Source organism: Burkholderia sp. 22PA0106 (assembly GCF_047497155.1).
In the GTDB taxonomy this organism is placed as follows: domain Bacteria; phylum Pseudomonadota; class Gammaproteobacteria; order Burkholderiales; family Burkholderiaceae; genus Burkholderia.
The window spans coordinates 1,185,456-1,201,884 of the sequence record NZ_CP163163.1; the positions used below are offsets into that span (position 1 = coordinate 1,185,456).

At 67.6% G+C, this 16,429-nt stretch carries 12 protein-coding genes and 1 pseudogene; 11 read left to right on the forward strand and 2 right to left on the reverse strand.

From position 1 onward, the window contains the following. Nucleotides 1-5: 5 nt before the first annotated feature. From AB4850_RS20260 to AB4850_RS20280, 5 genes are read left to right on the forward strand one after another with little or no spacing between them, the layout of a single operon-like run. Nucleotides 6-2,393: a poly-beta-1,6 N-acetyl-D-glucosamine export porin PgaA gene (locus AB4850_RS20260; RefSeq protein ID WP_414444779.1), complete on the forward strand. Its 2,388-nt coding sequence runs from the start codon at nt 6-8 to the stop codon at nt 2,391-2,393. Nucleotides 2,394-2,422: 29 nt separating this feature from the next. Continuing rightward, nucleotides 2,423-4,507: a poly-beta-1,6-N-acetyl-D-glucosamine N-deacetylase PgaB gene (pgaB, locus tag AB4850_RS20265; protein ID WP_414444780.1), complete on the forward strand. Its 2,085-nt coding sequence runs from the start codon at nt 2,423-2,425 to the stop codon at nt 4,505-4,507. After that, complete coding sequence (gene pgaC / locus AB4850_RS20270) at nt 4,504-5,757, forward strand: poly-beta-1,6-N-acetyl-D-glucosamine synthase (protein ID WP_414444781.1); 1,254 nt, start codon at nt 4,504-4,506, stop codon at nt 5,755-5,757. Before pgaB ends, pgaC begins: the two co-directional genes overlap by 4 nt. Further along, complete coding sequence (locus AB4850_RS20275) at nt 5,750-6,310, forward strand: Biofilm PGA synthesis auxiliary protein PgaD (RefSeq protein WP_414444782.1); 561 nt, start codon at nt 5,750-5,752, stop codon at nt 6,308-6,310. Before pgaC ends, AB4850_RS20275 begins: the two co-directional genes overlap by 8 nt. A 17-nt stretch (nt 6,311-6,327) precedes the next feature. Further along, nucleotides 6,328-7,680, forward strand: a complete 1,353-nt coding sequence (locus tag AB4850_RS20280) for a hypothetical protein (RefSeq protein ID WP_414444783.1) — start codon at nt 6,328-6,330, stop codon at nt 7,678-7,680. 168 nt (nt 7,681-7,848) lie between these two features. On the opposite strand, the pseudogene AB4850_RS20285 reads toward AB4850_RS20280, so the two are convergent. Continuing rightward, nucleotides 7,849-8,904: pseudogene (locus AB4850_RS20285) on the reverse strand (TolB family protein); the annotation flags it as partial. 554 nt (nt 8,905-9,458) lie between these two features. Between AB4850_RS20285 and panS the strand changes: the two are divergent. Continuing rightward, a complete protein-coding gene (gene panS, locus AB4850_RS20290) occupies nt 9,459-10,385 on the forward strand; it encodes a ketopantoate/pantoate/pantothenate transporter PanS (protein WP_414444784.1) in 927 nt (308 codons plus the stop codon). A 38-nt stretch (nt 10,386-10,423) separates the two neighbouring features. Here the strand turns inward: panS and AB4850_RS20295 are convergent, their stop codons facing one another. Then, complete coding sequence (locus AB4850_RS20295) at nt 10,424-11,305, reverse strand: LysR substrate-binding domain-containing protein (RefSeq protein WP_414444785.1); 882 nt, start codon at nt 11,303-11,305, stop codon at nt 10,424-10,426. A 144-nt stretch (nt 11,306-11,449) separates the two neighbouring features. Between AB4850_RS20295 and AB4850_RS20300 the strand changes: the two genes are divergently transcribed. The 5 genes from AB4850_RS20300 to AB4850_RS20320 all read left to right on the forward strand — a co-directional run bounded on the left by AB4850_RS20300 (nt 11,450) and on the right by AB4850_RS20320 (nt 16,427). Next, a complete protein-coding gene (locus AB4850_RS20300; RefSeq protein WP_414444786.1) occupies nt 11,450-12,586 on the forward strand; it encodes a muconate/chloromuconate family cycloisomerase in 1,137 nt (378 codons plus the stop codon). Between the two features lie 31 nt (nt 12,587-12,617). After that, a complete protein-coding gene (gene catC / locus AB4850_RS20305; protein ID WP_414444787.1) occupies nt 12,618-12,908 on the forward strand; it encodes a muconolactone Delta-isomerase in 291 nt (96 codons plus the stop codon). Between the two features lie 64 nt (nt 12,909-12,972). Next, nucleotides 12,973-13,920 (forward strand): catechol 1,2-dioxygenase, encoded by a 948-nt coding sequence (catA, locus tag AB4850_RS20310; protein ID WP_414444788.1) that lies wholly within the window; start codon nt 12,973-12,975, stop codon nt 13,918-13,920. Nucleotides 13,921-14,295: 375 nt separating this feature from the next. After that, nucleotides 14,296-15,456 carry a porin gene (locus AB4850_RS20315; RefSeq protein ID WP_414444789.1) on the forward strand — a complete coding sequence of 387 codons (1,161 nt, stop codon included), beginning with the start codon at nt 14,296-14,298 and terminating at the stop codon, nt 15,454-15,456. Between the two features lie 23 nt (nt 15,457-15,479). Next, nucleotides 15,480-16,427, forward strand: coding sequence for an extracellular solute-binding protein (locus AB4850_RS20320; protein ID WP_414444790.1), 948 nt, complete (start codon nt 15,480-15,482; stop codon nt 16,425-16,427). The last annotated feature ends 2 nt before the right edge of the window (nt 16,428-16,429 follow it).

Sequence of the window (16,429 nt, forward strand, 5' to 3'; positions counted from 1 at the left end):
TATCGATGATCGAGTTCAAGCGTTTGCGCGTGCCGCCTCGCCGGTGGCCGCTGGGTGCCTGTGCGCCCGCGACGGTCGTGCCGATGGTGCTGTTGTCGGCCTATGCGACGTTGGATGGCGGGGAAGCGTGCGCGCAGGAAGCGCCGCCTTCCAGGCCGGTGGTTTTCATGGTCGAGATGCCGGACGATCCGGCCAGCTCCGTGCCGGCCGGCCGGCCAATGCCGGGCAATGCGCTGGTGCAGGAACCACCGCGTCGCAAGGCGGAGCCGCAAGCGCCGGCTGCCGGGGCCAACCTCGGCACGGTCGGCAGCGGCATGCCGCCCGTGGTCCACGCCGTGCCGATGCCGGAAGACGGTGCGCCCGGCCCGACGCTCGCGGCAGGCAACACGCTCGGCAGCACGCTCGCACCGAGCCCCGCCCCCACGCCGGAACCGCCTCCGCCGCCCTCGCAATCGGTGCCGGAAGCCGTGGCGAAATTGTCCGAATCGTCCGAAACCTCGGCATCGCCCGACGAGAACCTGCGCAAGCAGGTGCTGACGCTGGCCACCGGCGGCGGGGCGGTGCGTGCGCTCGTGCTGGCCCGGGCGCGGCCCGACGTGTTCTCGCCGGTCGATCTCGCGCGCATCGAGGAACTGAGCATTCGCCAGGAAGTGCGCGGCGGCCGCGCCAAGGTGCGCGAGATGACCAGCGCCGACCGCTTCGATGCGCTCGACCGCGCGATCCGCGAGGCCGAGGCGTTCGACCAGCGCCTGCCTGCCACGCCCGACTACGCGCCGATTCGCGCGTCGCTGGCAGGCGACCGCGCCGTGGCCTATGCCGCGCATGGGCGCATGAAGGATACGGTGGCGGTGTTCGAGACGATCCCGCCCGGCAGCGACGTGTCGATCGACGCGCTGGCGGCGGTGGGCGACGCCTATGCCTATCTGCAACGGCCCGACAAGGCCGAGTGGGCCTACCGCCGCGCCATCGCGCAGTTCACCGCGCCCGCGCCCGATGCGGCCACGCTCGGCTATCAATACGGCGCGCACACGCGCCTGATCGACTTGCGCGAGGACCTGTTCTACGCGCTGACCGATCAGAACCGTTACGTGCAGGCGCAACAGGTGCTGGAAGACATGCGGCGCGCGTTGCCGTCCGCCGCGAAGATCAACCAGTGGGACCCGGCCAACGACGACTACCTGCGCTATTACCGGCTGCTCGCGCAAAGCCGCATCTACATGGGCCAGACGAGCACCGGCATGGCCGGCCTGCAACGCCTCGAGGAGCAGGTGCCGTTCAGCGCCGAGGTGCGCGACGCGCAAGCCGACGCGATGCTCGGCAATTCGCAGACGCGACGCGCGCGCGACACCTACGCCGGCACGCTGACCGATCACCCCGACGACGTGGAGACGATGGCCGGGCTGGGCCGCGCGTCGCTGGCGCTCGGCGATTACCGCCGCGCGCACCAGATCGACGACACGTTCGGCACTACCTTCCCCGAAAGCGGGGCGGTGCGCGCGTTCAAGCGCGACTACGCCGCGTATCGCGCGCCGGTGCTGTCGATCGAGGTGAACGGCGAGCACGGCAATTCGGAGCTGGCCGACAACGAGTTCAGCATCGACACGATGCTGTATTCGCCGCCGATCCTCGACAACTGGCGCGTGTTCGGCCACACCTACTACGGCCACGCGAACACCGATATCGGCAATATCAGCCGCACGCGCACCGGCATCGGCGGCGATTACCGCAACGGCGGGCTGTCGATCACCGGCGAGGCCACGCGCTCGCTCGGCGCGGACGGCCGGATGGGCGCGAACGGCGAGGTCAACTACGCATTCAACGATTACCTGTCGGCGAGCGCGTCGGTGGATACCGATTCGAACGCGCTGCCGTGGAAGGCCTACCTCGATCACCTGTGGGGCAAGACCGCGCAGTTCAGCTTCAACTTCACCGATACCGACCGCCGCTCCGCCTCGCTCACATATTCCGCCGCGCGCTACAGCGATTCGAACTTCAACCAGGAGATCACGCTGAGCGGCACGCAGCGCGTGTTCACCGCGGCCAACCAGTTCGTCAACCTGACGATGAACCTCGGCACCGGCAGCAACACCATCGCCAACGCGAACTACTACGCCCCGGGGCGCGACTACACGGCCGAACTGGTGGCGATGCATCAGTGGTCGCTGTGGCGCAGCGGCGAGAAGGGCCTGCAGCAGCGCATCTACCTGACCGCCGGCGCGTACAACGAGCGCGGCTTCGGCACCAGCCCCGAGCTGGGCGCGCGCATCGAGCACGTCTGGAGCTTCAGCCACAACGTTGCGCTCACCTACGGCCTCGGCTTGCTCAGTCATGCGTACGACGGCTCGCGGGAATTGTCGGCGACGGCTTACGGCTCGCTCACGGTGCCTTTCTGAGCGCCTGTCTCGAACGGAGAACGATAACGATGGAATCCAGACGACGGTTCATTTGCAGCTGCATCGGGGCGCTGGCCGGCTGCACGCTGTTCCCGAGGCTCGCCCCGGCGCGCCTGATCGACCTGCTGCCGCCGGCGGATGCGGCCGACGGCCTGACGTTCCGCACGCTGTGCTTTCACGACATTCGCGACAACCTGCAGGAAGAGTTCGCCACCAACAACGTGACCGATCCGTACGCGGTGGACACCGGCACGCTGACCTCGATCTTTTCCTGGATCGACGCGAACGGCTATCACCCGGTCAGCCTCGGCGCGGTGCTGGCCGCGCGCAGCGGCGGCAAGCCGCTGCCGGCGCGCGCCGTGCTGCTGACGTTCGACGACGGTTTCCGCAGCCATCACGAGAAGGTGCTGCCGCTGCTCAAGCAGTTCAACTACCCGGCGGTGATGGCGATCGTCACGTCGTGGGTGGATACCCCGGCCGATACCGGCGTGCGCCTGTCCGACACGCTGGTGGTGCCGCGCGACACGTTCATGTCGTGGGACGAAGTGAAGGACGTGGCCGATTCGGGCCTCGTGGAACTGGCCTGCCACACCCACGACCTGCATCACGGCGCGATCGCCAATCCCCAGGGCAACGAACTGCCGGCGGCCACCTCGCACCTGTATCTGCGCGATCGACAGCGCTACGAAACCGATCAGGAGTTCGAAACGCGCGTGCGCACCGACCTCGGCCGCTGCATTCGCCAGGTCAAGGCGCATACGGGCTTCACGATCCGCTCGATGGTCTGGCCGTACGGCGCGCAGAACCTGACGGTGCGCACGGTGTCGGCCCAGCTCGGCATGCAGACCCAGTTCACGCTGGAATCCGGCCCGAACACGCGCGACGTGCCGCTCGATCGCATGCGCCGGATTCTCGCCACCTACGACATCGACGTGGGCGGCCTGGAGCGCTCGATGCGCGAGCCGTGGCAGAACCGTGGCCGCGTCAATCCGGTGGAGCGGGCGGTGGTGGTGTCGCTCGACGATGTGTACGACCCGTCGCCCGAGCGGCAGGAGAAGAAGCTCGGCGACCTGATCGAGCGGATCTTCCGGCTGCGCCCGAGTTCGGTGTATCTGCAGGCGTTTTCCGACCCGTCGCGCTCGGGGCTGGCCGAGGCGGTGTATTTCCCGAACCGGCACCTGCCGGTGCGCGCCGATCTGTTCAGCCGCGCGGCCTGGCAATTGAGCACGCGGGCGCGCGTGTCGGTGTATGCGTGGCTGCCGGTGCTGTCGTTCGCGGTGCCGCCCAAGCTGGCCGGGCGCGTCGAGTTCGTGACCGCGATCGACGGCGGCAGCCCGCCGCCCGGCGCGTCGGGCGTGCGCCGCCTGAGCCCGTTCGATCCGGCCGCGCGCGCGTTCGTGCGCGAGATATACGAGGATCTCGGCCGCTATGCGGCGTTTTCCGGCGTGCTGTTCGGCGAGGACGCCATGCTCGGCGACGCCGAGGATGCGGGCCGCCACGCGGGCGATACCTACGTGCGCTGGGGCCTGCCGCGCGAGGTCGGGCAGATCCGCGCCGATCCCGCGCTGGCGCGGCGCTGGGGCGAACTGAAGACGCGCCACCTGATCGAGTTCACGCAGGAATTGCAGCAGATCGTGTTCGACAGCCAGAACAGCGGCGAGGTGCTGACGGTGCGCGCGATCTTCCCGGATGTACTGCTCGATCCGCAGGCCGGCGGCCGCTACGCGCAGGATTACGCGGCATTCCTCGGCGATTACGATTTCGTCGGCCTGCTGGCGATGCCGTCGCGGCAGGGCATCGGCTCGGTCGATGCGTGGCTCGGCAAGCTCGGGGGCACCGTGAAACAGGTGACGGACGGCCCGCGCCGCACGGTGTTCATGCTGGAGGCCGTCGATTCGCGCAGCGGCGCGCGCGTGCCGGGCAAGCGGCTGGCCGAGCAGATGGCGAAGCTGCGCGAGGCCGGCATGGTCAGCTACGGCTACTACCCCGACGATTTCGCGCACGACCAGCCCGAGGCGCTCGCGCTGCGCGACGTGATGTCGGTGCGCGCGCGGCTCGATCCGACCTCGATCAACGCGTTGCTCAGTAGTGCCAAGGCCCCGGGAGCGAAATGATCCATCTCGTCATCAACCGGCTCCAGGATTTCATCTTCTTCTACCCGTTCTTCATGTCCTACCTGTGGATGATCGGCGGGACCGTGCATTTCTTCGTGCTTGAACAGGGCCGCGAGCGCTCGCCGGAAGCGCTCGCGCGAGCCGGGATGCCGAAGGTGGCAGTGATCGTGCCGTGCTACAACGAGGAGGCCAACGCGCGCCGCGTGTTCGGCCATCTGGCGGCGCTCGACTATCCGAACTACGAGATCATCGCCGTCAACGACGGCAGCCGCGACCGCACCGGCGAGGTGCTCAACCAGCTGGCCGCCGAGATTCCGCGCCTGACGGTCGTGCATCACGCCAAGAACGAAGGCAAGGCGATCGGCCTGACCACCGCCACGGTGGTGACCGACGCGCCGTTCCTGATGTGCATCGACGGCGATTCGCTGCTCGACAAGGATGCGATCAGCTGGATGCTGGAGCACTTCATCGCCGATCCGAGCGTGGGCGCGGTGACGGGCAACCCGCGCATCCGCACCCGCACCTCGCTGCTCGGACGCATGCAGGTGGGCGAGTTCTCGTCGATCATCGGCCTGATCAAGCGCACGCAGCAGGTGTACGGGCGCATCTTCACGGTGTCGGGCGTCAGCACCATGTTCCGCAAGAGCGCGCTGGCGGACGTCGGCTACTGGAGCTCGGACATGCTGACCGAGGACATCGACATCAGTTGGAAGCTGCAATGCAACGACTGGCGCGTGGCCTACGAACCGCACGCGATCAGTTGGATCCTGATGCCCGAGACGCTGCGCGGCTTGTATCGGCAGCGGCTGCGCTGGGCCAAGGGCGGCGTGCAGGTGCTGCTCAAGTACGCGCCGCGCCTGCTGCACCGCTCGCAACTGATGATGTGGCCGATCTTCATCGAATACCTGCTCGGCATCGCGTGGGCCTATTCGATGTCGCTGATGCTGGTGCTGGCGCTGATCAACACGATCCACCCGTTGCCGCCCGACTGGCAGGTGTCGCTGATCCCGCGCTGGCACGGCATGTTGCTGGTGGCGACCTGCGTGTTGCAGATCTTCGTCGGCTGCCTGATCGACCGGCGCTACGACGAAAAGCTGATGCTTTATCTGATGGATTCCGTCTGGTATCCGATTGCCTTCTGGCTCATCAACATGGTCACGACGGTCGTGGCCTTGCCCGCGGTCGTCCTCGGACGCCGCGGCAAGCGCGCGATTTGGACCAGCCCCGATCGAGGTATTCAACATGACTGATTCGCCCGTCATCGACCTTTCGCTGCGCGCGCCCCGCAAGATCATCGCCGATTGGGGCGTCGTGCGCGGCGTGGTGCTGGTTGCGTGGTTTCGTCTGGTGCGGCCGGCCTGCGTCGGCACCATGTGGGCCGTCATCACGCTGTATGCCTACCGCTATCTGCTGCCGTTCGATCAGGGCGATCTTTCGTGGCCCGAACTGATTTCCTACGTGGCGATCATCGGCACGATGGGCGCGGCGCTGACGACCTGGATGATCCTCGCGCACGTCGCGCATCCGTTCACGTCGAAATCGCGCATGCAGCGCCTGCTGCGGCGCAAGCCGCGCGTGACGGTGGCGCAGCCCGCGCTGTTTGCCGACACGGCGTCGCGCGACTGGGACCCGGAAGCGCGCGTGTTCGTGGCCTCGCACGACGCGAGCGGCATGATCGCGGCGCTGCGCCCGCAGCCGATCCCCGTGGCGTCGAGCGATGACCGCGACACGAAGGTGCCGGCCTCTGCGGAGCCGGCCTATCGCGCGCGGGTCGCGTACAAGATGGGCACGCCGCGCGAGTGAGCATGACGGCACGGCAGATGAACGATAGGCGTCGCCGCGCAAGCGGGGGCGTACGCATTGCGCGAGCCTGCCTCGGCGCGGCGCTCGTGTTGAGCGCGCTGGCACGCCCGGCCGTGGCCGCCGACGTCGCCACAGCAGAGCCGCTCGATGCTCATCGCGTACCGGCCAGTGCCGTGGTTGCCACTACCACCACCACCGAACCGATCGATGCTCACCGCGCGCCGGCCGGGGCCGTGGTGGCGGTGCCCGCGCCCGGCTTCGGCGACGAGCGGCGTTTCATGCACGGCATCGCCACGGCGAGCGCCGGTCATGGAAACCACTGGGTGTTCTTCAGCAGCTCCGGGCTGCCGCCGCGCGGCGCGAACGCCGACGGAAGCTGGCCGCACGACGTCTACGTCGGCCGATGGGCGCCGGGGCAGGCGGCGCTGGCCGGCGTGCATCGGTTCATCGGCCGCCCCGAGGCGCAGGAGCCGGTGTCCGTCGCGCAAAACACCGACGGCCGCCTGTTCGTCACGTTCGAGGACGGCTGGAACGCGCCGCGCAACGTGAGCCAGCGCTTCGGCGTGTATCGCGACGACCTCACGCCGATCGTTCCGTACCCGAGCGAGGTGGAATCGGGTGGCCATTCGGGCCACGTGGCCGCCGTCGGCCGCCGCTTCGTGGTGTTCTATTCGGAAGGCTGGGTGCAGGGCGGCGGCATCGACAACCTCGGCTCCGGCGACGGCGTGGCCGCGAAGGTGTACGACGGCGCGGGCACGCTGCAGCGGCGCGTCGAGGTCATGCCGCACGGCCGAGAATGGTGGCCGATGATCGCCGGCTCGCCGTCGCGCGCATTGCTGGTCTGGCAGAAATTCATCCCCGGCGACACCATCGCACGCCTGCGCTACGCGCTGCTCGACCCGGCCACCGGCCAGTTCGTGCGCATGCCCGGTTCGCTCGACGATCTGCGCGTGCAGTACTACACCTATGCCGCCGAATGGGTGCCCGCCGTCGGGCGCTTCGTGCTGGAGGCCACGCTGGCCGACGGCCGCACCACCGTCATGCTGATCGACGAGGCCGGGCAGGTCACGGCGCGGCTGGCGTGTCTGCCGGCGTCGGTGCGCGAGGCCGGCGTCGTGGTCGATGGCGCGAACGCCTACGTGCCCACACGCGACGGCCGGCTGATGGCGCTCGCGCTGACCGGCGACTCGATCACGCTGCACGGGTTGATGCCCGCGCCGTTCGCATGGGGCAACACGGGCGTGACCGGCATCGCGAACGGCCCCGCGTCGCTGCATATGGTGTCGCTGTCGCCGTCGGGCCTGCGCGAAGCCGATTTCGACACGCGCCAGGCCGTGCCGCCGGCCGAATCGGACCGATGCGGCCCGTAGCGGCGCGCGACATGCTTCAGGGAAAAAGTAGCGAGGCACGCGCCGGAAGCGGATTCCGGCGCGTGCCTCGTGGATGCGGCCGCGAGCGCCCGCTGGCACGATGCCCGGCTTACGCCCGATGCACGCGACGGCGCGGCGTCAGCGAGGTCTGGCTTACGCCCGATGCACGCGACGCCGTGGCGTCAGCGAGGTCTGGTTCGTCGCGTTGCCGCCGAAGTAGCTCGGCCCGAGCTTGGCGCGGCTCGTGTCGGCATTGACGCCGAACGGCGTCAGGCTCCAGCGCCGGCCGGTGACGGTGTCGCCCAGATAGAGCTGATAGCCGCCGGCCGTGGTCGACGAGAAGAACAAATAGTTCGTGCCGCTCACCGGCGCCGGATCGGAGTTGTTGCTGATGCAATCGTTCAGCGCCAACTGATCGGGCGTGGAGGCCGGGTCCGGCGTCTTCGCGTAGATCTGGTCGAGTTGCCCCTTGTTCTTCCAGCGCGTGTAGAACACCGTGCCGTCCGCGCGCGCGATCGGGTAGTACGCCTGCAGGCCGGCCGGATGATCGTAGGTGCTGGTCACGCCGGTGCCGAGCATGCGCTTCATCAGGCCCATCTTCGCGCCGGTGCCGCTGGCGTAATACACGGCGCTGGCATCGGGCGCGAGAAACGGCATCGAATATTCCGAGCCGGCCGGCACGTTGGTCAGGCTCGCCACCGACGTGAACACCGGGCCGGTGCTGGTGTACGACAGCGTGGCCAGCTTCACGTCGCCGTTCTGCTTGAACACGATCGATTTGCCGTCGGCGCTGAACTTCGGATCCTCGTTGCGCGTGGCGCCCGTGCTGTTGGTCATGTTGATCGGCGCGGCGTTGCCGCCGAGCGCGAGCATGAACACGTTCCAGGCGTTGTTCGCGACGCCCATGAACGTCAGCCACTTGCCGTCGGGGCTGAATGCCGCGTTCATCGGGTCGGAGATCCCCCACGACGGCTGGCTCAGGCGGGTCAGCGTGTGAGCGGAAAAGTCGTACAGGTAGAGCTGGCTGGTGCCGTCTCCGTAATCGACATAGCTGTGATACACCAGCTTGCCGGTCAGCGAAGCGGGAAACGAGGCGTTCGATTGCGCGCGCGGATTGCTGATGCAGGCCGCATCGGCGGGACTGCTGCCGAACGCACCCGCGAGGCCCGTGAGGCCGAGGGCCATCCCGGTCGCAACCCCGGCGACTCGGTGGATGAGTTTCATGATTTCGATATCCGAATGAATATCGCATCGGTCGAATCGGTGCGCCGCGAGCGACGTGCCGATGGGTGCCGGTGCGTCTTGGTCTAGGGACGAACTCGGGGCGGGAAAGGGTGGCGTTGCCGCTCATCGGCGGCTTGGTGTTCCTTCTCTCGCGACATCATTGGACACAGTCTAGAAGCCGGGGCGACCGGTCAATGTTGCGAGAAAGGATGGAAATCGCGGGTATATCGCGGCTTTGGCAGGCGGAATCGGGAACAATTTCCGGTTTGGCGTAGCCGTGGTGCCCGTCGCACCTGCACGCGGCGGCGCCCGCCAGTGGGACGCGCGCCGGTCAGGCATCCGAAGAACCCAATGGCCGGGACTTTCGCCCGTGCAAGGTAGAATCGCCGGTTTTTGCGCCGTCGCCCGGGCGTGCGCCCGTCTCACGAAGCCGGGCGCTAGGCGATCGGCGGCGAACCCGCCGCCGGCCCGCGCGAGCGTTCGCGCAGCGTGACGCCGCTGCCGGCGCGTCTTTCGACACTCGACACCAACAAGATCGACCAAGGATTTTCATCATGCTTGCCCGGGTAACCCGACTCTTTCCGCTGTGGGCGGTGCTGATCTCGCTCGCCGCGTATTTCACGCCGGCCACCTTCACGCCGGTCGCGCCGCACGTCACGACGCTGCTCACGCTGATCATGCTGTCGATGGGCGTCACGCTTTCGATCGCCGATTTCCGCCGCGTGTTCACGCGCCCCGCGCCGGTGATCGCCGGCATCGTGCTGCACTACCTCGTGATGCCGCTGGCCGCCTGGGCGCTGGCGAAGATCCTGCGCATGCCGCCCGACCTGACCGCCGGCATGGTGCTGGTGGGCAGCGTGGCGAGCGGCACCGCGTCGAACGTGATGATCTATCTGGCGCGCGGCGACGTGGCGCTGTCGGTCACCATCAGCGCGCTGTCCACGCTGGTGGGCGTGTTCGCCACGCCGCTGCTCACGCGCCTGTACGTGGACGCGTCGATCGTGGTGGACGTGCACGGCATGCTGATGAGCATCCTGCAGATCGTCGCGCTGCCGATCGTGGTGGGCCTGATCGTCAATCATCTGTTCCGTCGCACGGTGAACGCGATCGAGCCGTACCTGCCGATCGTGTCGATGGTCGCGATCCTGCTGATCATCTCGGCGGTGGTGGCCGGCACGCGCAACAGCATCGCGTCGGTCGGCATGATCGTGATGGTGGGGGTGGTGCTGCACAACGCCATCGGCCTGCTCGGCGGCTACTGGGGCGGGCGCCTGCTCGGCTTCGACGAAGCCGTGTGCCGCACGCTCGCGATCGAGGTCGGCATGCAGAACTCGGGCCTCGCCGCCACGCTCGGCAAGCTGTATTTCACGCCGATCGCCGCGCTGCCGGGCGCGCTGTTCTCGGTATGGCACAACCTGTCGGGTTCGCTGCTGGCCGGGTATTGGGCGGGGCGTCCGGCCAAGGGCTCGACGCGCGACTGAGCGCGCGTGGCTGATCCGCCTGGGCCGGCGCTGGCGGGCTAACGATAGACGTCCGCGATCAGCTGCTTGACCAGCTCGATATAGCGCGAGTTGTCGTTCAGGCGGTGATTGAGAATGACCGGCGAGGTGACGCGTTCGTCGTCGATCAGGCGGTAATGCACGTCGTGGCGCATCTGGCAGGCCGATTGCGGAATCACGCACACCCCGAACTCGGCCGCCACCAGCCCGAGCGCGGTCTGGATCTCGCGCACTTCGAGCACCTCGTTCAAGGCCACGCCATGCCCGTGCATGGCGCTGAGGACCTGATCCGCGAAGCCGGGCCGCGGTTCCTTCGGGTAGACGATCAGCCGCTGCCCGGCAAGCTCCCCGATCGGTATCGGCTGCGTGCTGCCCGCCATCGGCGAGGCGCGCGGCAGCGCCACCGCCAGCCGTTCCTCCAGCACCACGGCGCCCGCCACGCTCGGGTCGCTGTGCGGCACGCGCCCGAAGCCGATATCGATGCGGCCGGCCTTCAGCGCCTCGATCTGCTCGATCGACATCAATTCCACCATCTGGATATCGAGTTCCGGCGCACGCGCGCGCAGCTTCTGCAACACCTGCGGCAGCCCGCCGTACAGCGTCGAGGCCACGAACCCGATCGACAGCACGCTGCGCTGGTGCAGCCCCACGCGCCGCGTGGCGGCCTGCATCTGCTCGGCGCGCCCGAGCAACTGGATCGCCTGCTCGTAGAACAGCCGCCCCGCGTCGGTCAACTGCACCGGCCGGCTGTTGCGGATCAGCAGCGGCACGCCGAGTTCCTCTTCCAGCAACTGCATCTGCCGGCTCAATGGCGGCTGCGCGATATGGAGTTGCGCGGCGGCGCGCGTGAAGTTGCGCTCGCGCGCGACGGCGACGAAATAACGGAGTTGACGGAGATCCATGCCGGTGTGCGAGCCTCGCGGCCCGGTGCGGGAAAAGGCGGTTCCATATCTTAAAGGTATCGAGCGGGATAAAAAAGGTGTTGGACGCTGCGCCGCGCCGCGCCGTATAAATCGTTCACTGTCCTTTTTCCTGCCTGATCCGCCATGACTTCCGTGACCGTCGAACGCGTCGAAACTTCCCTTGTCGATCTGCCCACCATCCGGCCGCACAAGCTGTCGGTGGCCACCATGTACGGGCAGACCTTGATGCTGGTGAGGGTGATCTGCAGCGACGGCGTGGTGGGCATCGGCGAGGGCACCACCATCGCCGGCATGGCCTACGGGCCGGAAAGCCCCGAGACCATGAAACTGGCGATCGACGCCTATTTCGCGCCGGCCATGATCGGCCGCGACGCCACGCGCATCCAGGCGCTGATGGCCTACCTCGGCAAGCTCGTCAAGCTCAATCACTTCGCCAAGAGCGCGCTGGAAACCGCGCTGCTCGACGCGCACGGCAAGCGGCTCGGCGTGCCCGTCAGCGAATTGCTCGGCGGACGCCGCCGCGAGCGCGTGCCGGTGGCGTGGACGCTGGCCTCGGGCGACACCGCGAAGGACATCGACGAGGCCGAGCGGATGCTGGCCGAGCGCCGGCATCGCATCTTCAAGCTGAAGATCGGCGCGAAGGCGCTTGAAGCGGACATCCGCCACGTGGCCGCGATCAAGCAGGCGCTGGGCGAGCGTGGCTCGGTGCGCGTCGATGTGAACATGGCCTGGAGCGAGACGCAGGCGGTGCGCGCGATTCCCGCGCTGGCCGAGGCCGGTTGCGAACTGGTGGAGCAGCCGGTGGCGTCGCCCGCCGCGCTGGCGCGGCTGATGCGCCGCTTCCCGGTGGCGCTGATGGCCGACGAGATCCTGCAAGGCCCCGAGAGCGCGTTCGAGATCGCCCGGCAGGGGGGCGCGGATGTGTTCGCGATCAAGATCGAGCAGAGCGGCGGCCTGTTCGCGGCGCAGCGCGTGGCGGCGGTGGCCGATGCGGCCGGCATCGAGCTGTACGGCGGCACCATGCTCGAAGGCGCGTTCAGCACGGTGGCCTCGGCGCACCTGTTCGCGAGCTTCGCGAACCTGCAATGGGGCACCGAACTGTTCGGCCCGCTGCTGATCAGCGAGGAGATCCTCACCACGCCGCTCGACTACAGCGATTTCGAACTGACCGTGCCGAGCGGCCCCGGCCTCGGCATCGAACTCGACGCAGCCAAGCTCAAGCGCTTCACGCGCGACGGGCTGATCAAGGTCACGCGCTGAATCCCCCGCACACTCCAACAGGAACGAGACGATGCTTTTCCACGTACGCATGGATGTCAAACCGCCGGCCGACATGCCGGCCGAGCAATTCAACGCGATCAAGCTGCGCGAGATGGCGTATTCGCAGGAGCTGCAACGCAGCGGCAAGTGGCGGCATATCTGGCGGCTGGTGGGCGAGTACGCCAACGTCAGCGTGTTCGACGTCGAAAGCAACGCCGAGCTGCACGAGATCCTGATGGGCCTGCCGCTGTTTCCCTACATGACGATCTCGGTGACGCCGCTGTGCCGCCACCCGTCGTCGGTGCGCGAGAACGACGCCTGACGCGCGCCAAACGTCGTACGGCCGCCTGGCCCGATCCCCTCAATATCACAACAGAGAGACGATCATGAACCCTCAAGTTTTTCACACCCCGCAAGCGCAGGACCTGCTGAAGGCCGCCTCGAATCTCGATGGCGGCAAGGGCACGGGCCACGGCAGCGCGCGCGCGCAGCAAGTCATTCATCGGTTGCTCGGCGATCTCTTCAAGGCGATCGACGAGCTGGACATCACGGCCGACGAAGTCTGGGCCGGCATCGCCTACCTGAACAAGCTCGGGCAGGATGGCGAGGCGGCGCTGCTGGCGGCCGGCCTCGGCCTCGAAAAGTATCTCGACATCCGCATGGACGCCGAGGATGAGCAGGCCGGCCTGACCGGCGGCACGCCGCGCACCATCGAGGGGCCGCTGTACGTGGCCGGTGCGCCGGTGCGCGACGGCATGAGCCGGATCGATCTCGATGCCGACGCCCACGCCGGCCCGCTCGTGATCCACGGCACCGTGACCGGCCCGGACGGCAAGCCGGTGGCCGGTGCGATCGTCGAATGCTGGCATGCGAATTCTCATGGTTTCTACTCGCATTTCGATCCGACCACCGCGCAGAGCGAATTCAACCTGCGCGGCGCGGTGCGCACCGGCGCCGACGGCAAGTACGAGTTCCACACGCTGATGCCGGTCGGCTACGGCTGCCCGCCGCAGGGCGCGACGCAGCAATTGCTGGACGCGCTGGGCCGCCACGGCAACCGCCCCGCGCACGTCCACTTCTTCGTGACGAGCGAGCGCTTCCGCAAGCTGACCACGCAGTTCAACATCGAGGGCGATCCGCTGATCTGGGATGACTTCGCGTATGCCACGCGCGAGGAACTGATCCCGCACATCGTCGAGAAGACGGGCGGCAAGGCGCTTGGCCTGAAGGCCGACGGCTATCGGTCGATCGAGTTCGACATCGCGCTGACCGCGCTGCCGCAAGGCGGCGACAACCAGATCGTCAGCCGCCCGCGTGCGTCGGCGACGGCATAACGAAAGCTTCGAGCGGGAATCGGCAGGAACAAGCAGGAACAAGCGGGGGCCATGCCGGCAGGCATGGCCCCCGCTTCGCATTGGGGCATCCGGATCCCGTTTCGATGTGCGCGCAACGTCTTGCAACTGTGTTTCCCGGGCACGCCGCGAACTGTATTCGGAAAGCGTTGCGTTTGATCGACGTTGGCGGTCAGGGCGTCTTTACGCGTCGATAACGGATCGCTATATTTCGCCAGCCATAACGCGCCACCACATTTTCACGCGCGATGGATCGCTCCCGCACGAGCGACAGCCTGTGCGGCCTGCGACGAAGACCACGTCGATCGGGCCTCATGCGGCGAACTGCCCCACACGATAATCAGAAAGGATCAAGACATGAAGAAGACGACCGCGACCGTCCTGCTCGGATGCGTCGGCGTGACCGCGCACGCGCAAAGCAGCGTGACGCTGTACGGCATCATCGATTCCGGCGTTACGTACGTGAACCACGCCGCCACGGCCACCGGCACCAGCAAGAGCCTGGTCAAGTTCGGCGACGGCGTGGCGCAGGGCAGCCGCTGGGGCATTCGCGGCAGCGAGGATCTCGGCTCGGGCCTCAAGGCGATCTTCGTGCTCGAAAGCGGCTTCAGCTCGGGCGACGGCACGCTCGGCCAGGGCGGCGCGCTGTTCGGCCGCCAGGCGTCGGTCGGCCTGTCGAAGGAGAACGTCGGGTCGCTGTCGTTCGGCCGTCAATACTCGCTGTCGACCGAGTACATCGGCGGCAACTACACGATGGGCAACCAGACGGTCGCGGGCAATTACGCGTTCCATATCAACGATCTCGACCAACTGACGTCGAGCCGGATCAACAACTCGGTCAAGTTCAACAGCGCGAACTTCGCGGGCTTCACGTTCGGCGCGTTGTACGGTTTTTCGAATCAGGCAGGCGCGTTCGCCGGCCAGCCCACCACCACCACGCAAGGCTCGTCGAGCACCTACAGCTTCGGCCTGAACTATGCGCAGGGGCCGTTCGCCGCGGGCGCCGCGTACACCGCCATCCGCTTCCCGAACGGCGCGACGCCGGCGTTCAGCGTGACCGCCGCAAACGTCAATACGGGCGGCCTGCACGAGCTCGAAACGCTCGGCATCGGCGCGCGCTACCTGATCGGCGCGGGCACCGTGTGGGGCAACTGGACCCACACGCGCTTCGTGCCGATCGCGGGCCGCGCCTCGACGATGAACAACTACGAAATCGGCGGCAAGTACGGCCTCACGACCGCGTTGAACGTCGGCCTCGGCTACACGTTCCAGGAACTGACGGGCGGCTTCGCCGGCCACTGGAACCAGTTCAACAGCGCGGTGGACTACGCGCTGTCCAAGCGCACCGACGTGTATCTGGTCGGCATCTATCAGCGCGCCTCGGGCAGCAACACGATCGGCGGGCGCGTGGTGCCGGTGCAGGCCGAGATCGGTTCGAGCTCGAGCTTCATCGGCAATTCGGGCGGCGGCGCGAACAACCAGCTCGCGGTGCGCGTCGGCCTGCGCCACAAGTTCTGATGCCGGGCGCCGCTGCAATGCACATGACTCGACGCGCCGCGGCCCGGCGGCTCATCGGCGGGCTCGGAATCGGCCTCGGGCTCGCCGTGGCGCTCGGCGCGGCCGGCGCGGCGCACGCCGAACCGGCGCTGCGCGTGACCTATGCCGGCTCGATGGGCGTGGTGATGGACAAGGGCCTCGGCCCGGCGTTCGCCAAGACCGCCAATCTGCAGTACGAAGGGCAGGGCGAGGGCGCCTACGGCATGGCGCGCCTGCTGGCGTCGAAGAAGATCGTCGCGGACGTGTTCGTGTCGATCACGCCCGGCCCGATGCAGATCCTGAAGGATGCGAACCTGATCGACCAGGCGGTGCCGGTCGCCAGCACCAGCATGGTGATCGCGTTCAATCCGAAGAGCGCGTTCGCCAGGCAGCTCGAAGCCAGCCGTCATGGCGGCGAGCCTTGGTGGAAGGTGCTCCAGACGCCCGGCCTGCGGTTCGGCCGGACCGATGCGCGGGTCGATCCGCAAGGGCAGAACATCGTCTTCACGATGATGCTGGCCGCGAAGTATTACGCGCAGCCCGAGCTGGCCCGCCAGGTGTTGGGCGATACGGACAATCCGCAGCAGGTGTTCGGCGAGGGCGGCTTGCTGACGCGCCTCGAAGCGGGGCAGGTGGATGCCTCGTCCGGCTACGAAAGCGCGACGATCTCGGCCGGGCTGCCCTATATCGCGCTGCCCGACGAGATCAACCTGAGCAATCCGAAGTATGCGAAGGATTGGTACGCCAACGTGTCGTTCCCGATCACCGATCCGTCGGGCCGGCCGAAAACGTTGCGCCCGCAACCGTTGGTGTTCTACGCGGCGGTGCTGAAGAACGCGCCGAACCCCGAGGCGGCGCGCGGTTTCGCGGCGTTCCTGAACAGCGCGGCGGGCCAGGCGATCTTCCGCCAGAACGGTTACGGCGCGCCGAAGGGCGAGGCGCTGTATCCGTGACG

Coding starts and splice junctions, on each gene's coding strand:
- AB4850_RS20315 (WP_414444789.1), top strand. CDS start 14,296: ATGAAGAAGACGACCGCGACCGTCCTGCTCGGATGCGTCGGCGTGACC.
- AB4850_RS20260 (WP_414444779.1), top strand. CDS start 6: ATGATCGAGTTCAAGCGTTTGCGCGTGCCGCCTCGCCGGTGGCCGCTG.
- pgaC (WP_414444781.1), top strand. CDS start 4,504: ATGATCCATCTCGTCATCAACCGGCTCCAGGATTTCATCTTCTTCTAC.
- pgaB (WP_414444780.1), top strand. CDS start 2,423: ATGGAATCCAGACGACGGTTCATTTGCAGCTGCATCGGGGCGCTGGCC.
- panS (WP_414444784.1), top strand. CDS start 9,459: ATGCTTGCCCGGGTAACCCGACTCTTTCCGCTGTGGGCGGTGCTGATC.
- catA (WP_414444788.1), top strand. CDS start 12,973: ATGAACCCTCAAGTTTTTCACACCCCGCAAGCGCAGGACCTGCTGAAG.
- AB4850_RS20280 (WP_414444783.1), top strand. CDS start 6,328: ATGAACGATAGGCGTCGCCGCGCAAGCGGGGGCGTACGCATTGCGCGA.
- AB4850_RS20275 (WP_414444782.1), top strand. CDS start 5,750: ATGACTGATTCGCCCGTCATCGACCTTTCGCTGCGCGCGCCCCGCAAG.
- AB4850_RS20320 (WP_414444790.1), top strand. CDS start 15,480: ATGACTCGACGCGCCGCGGCCCGGCGGCTCATCGGCGGGCTCGGAATC.
- catC (WP_414444787.1), top strand. CDS start 12,618: ATGCTTTTCCACGTACGCATGGATGTCAAACCGCCGGCCGACATGCCG.
- AB4850_RS20300 (WP_414444786.1), top strand. CDS start 11,450: ATGACTTCCGTGACCGTCGAACGCGTCGAAACTTCCCTTGTCGATCTG.
- AB4850_RS20295 (WP_414444785.1), bottom strand. CDS start 11,305: ATGGATCTCCGTCAACTCCGTTATTTCGTCGCCGTCGCGCGCGAGCGC.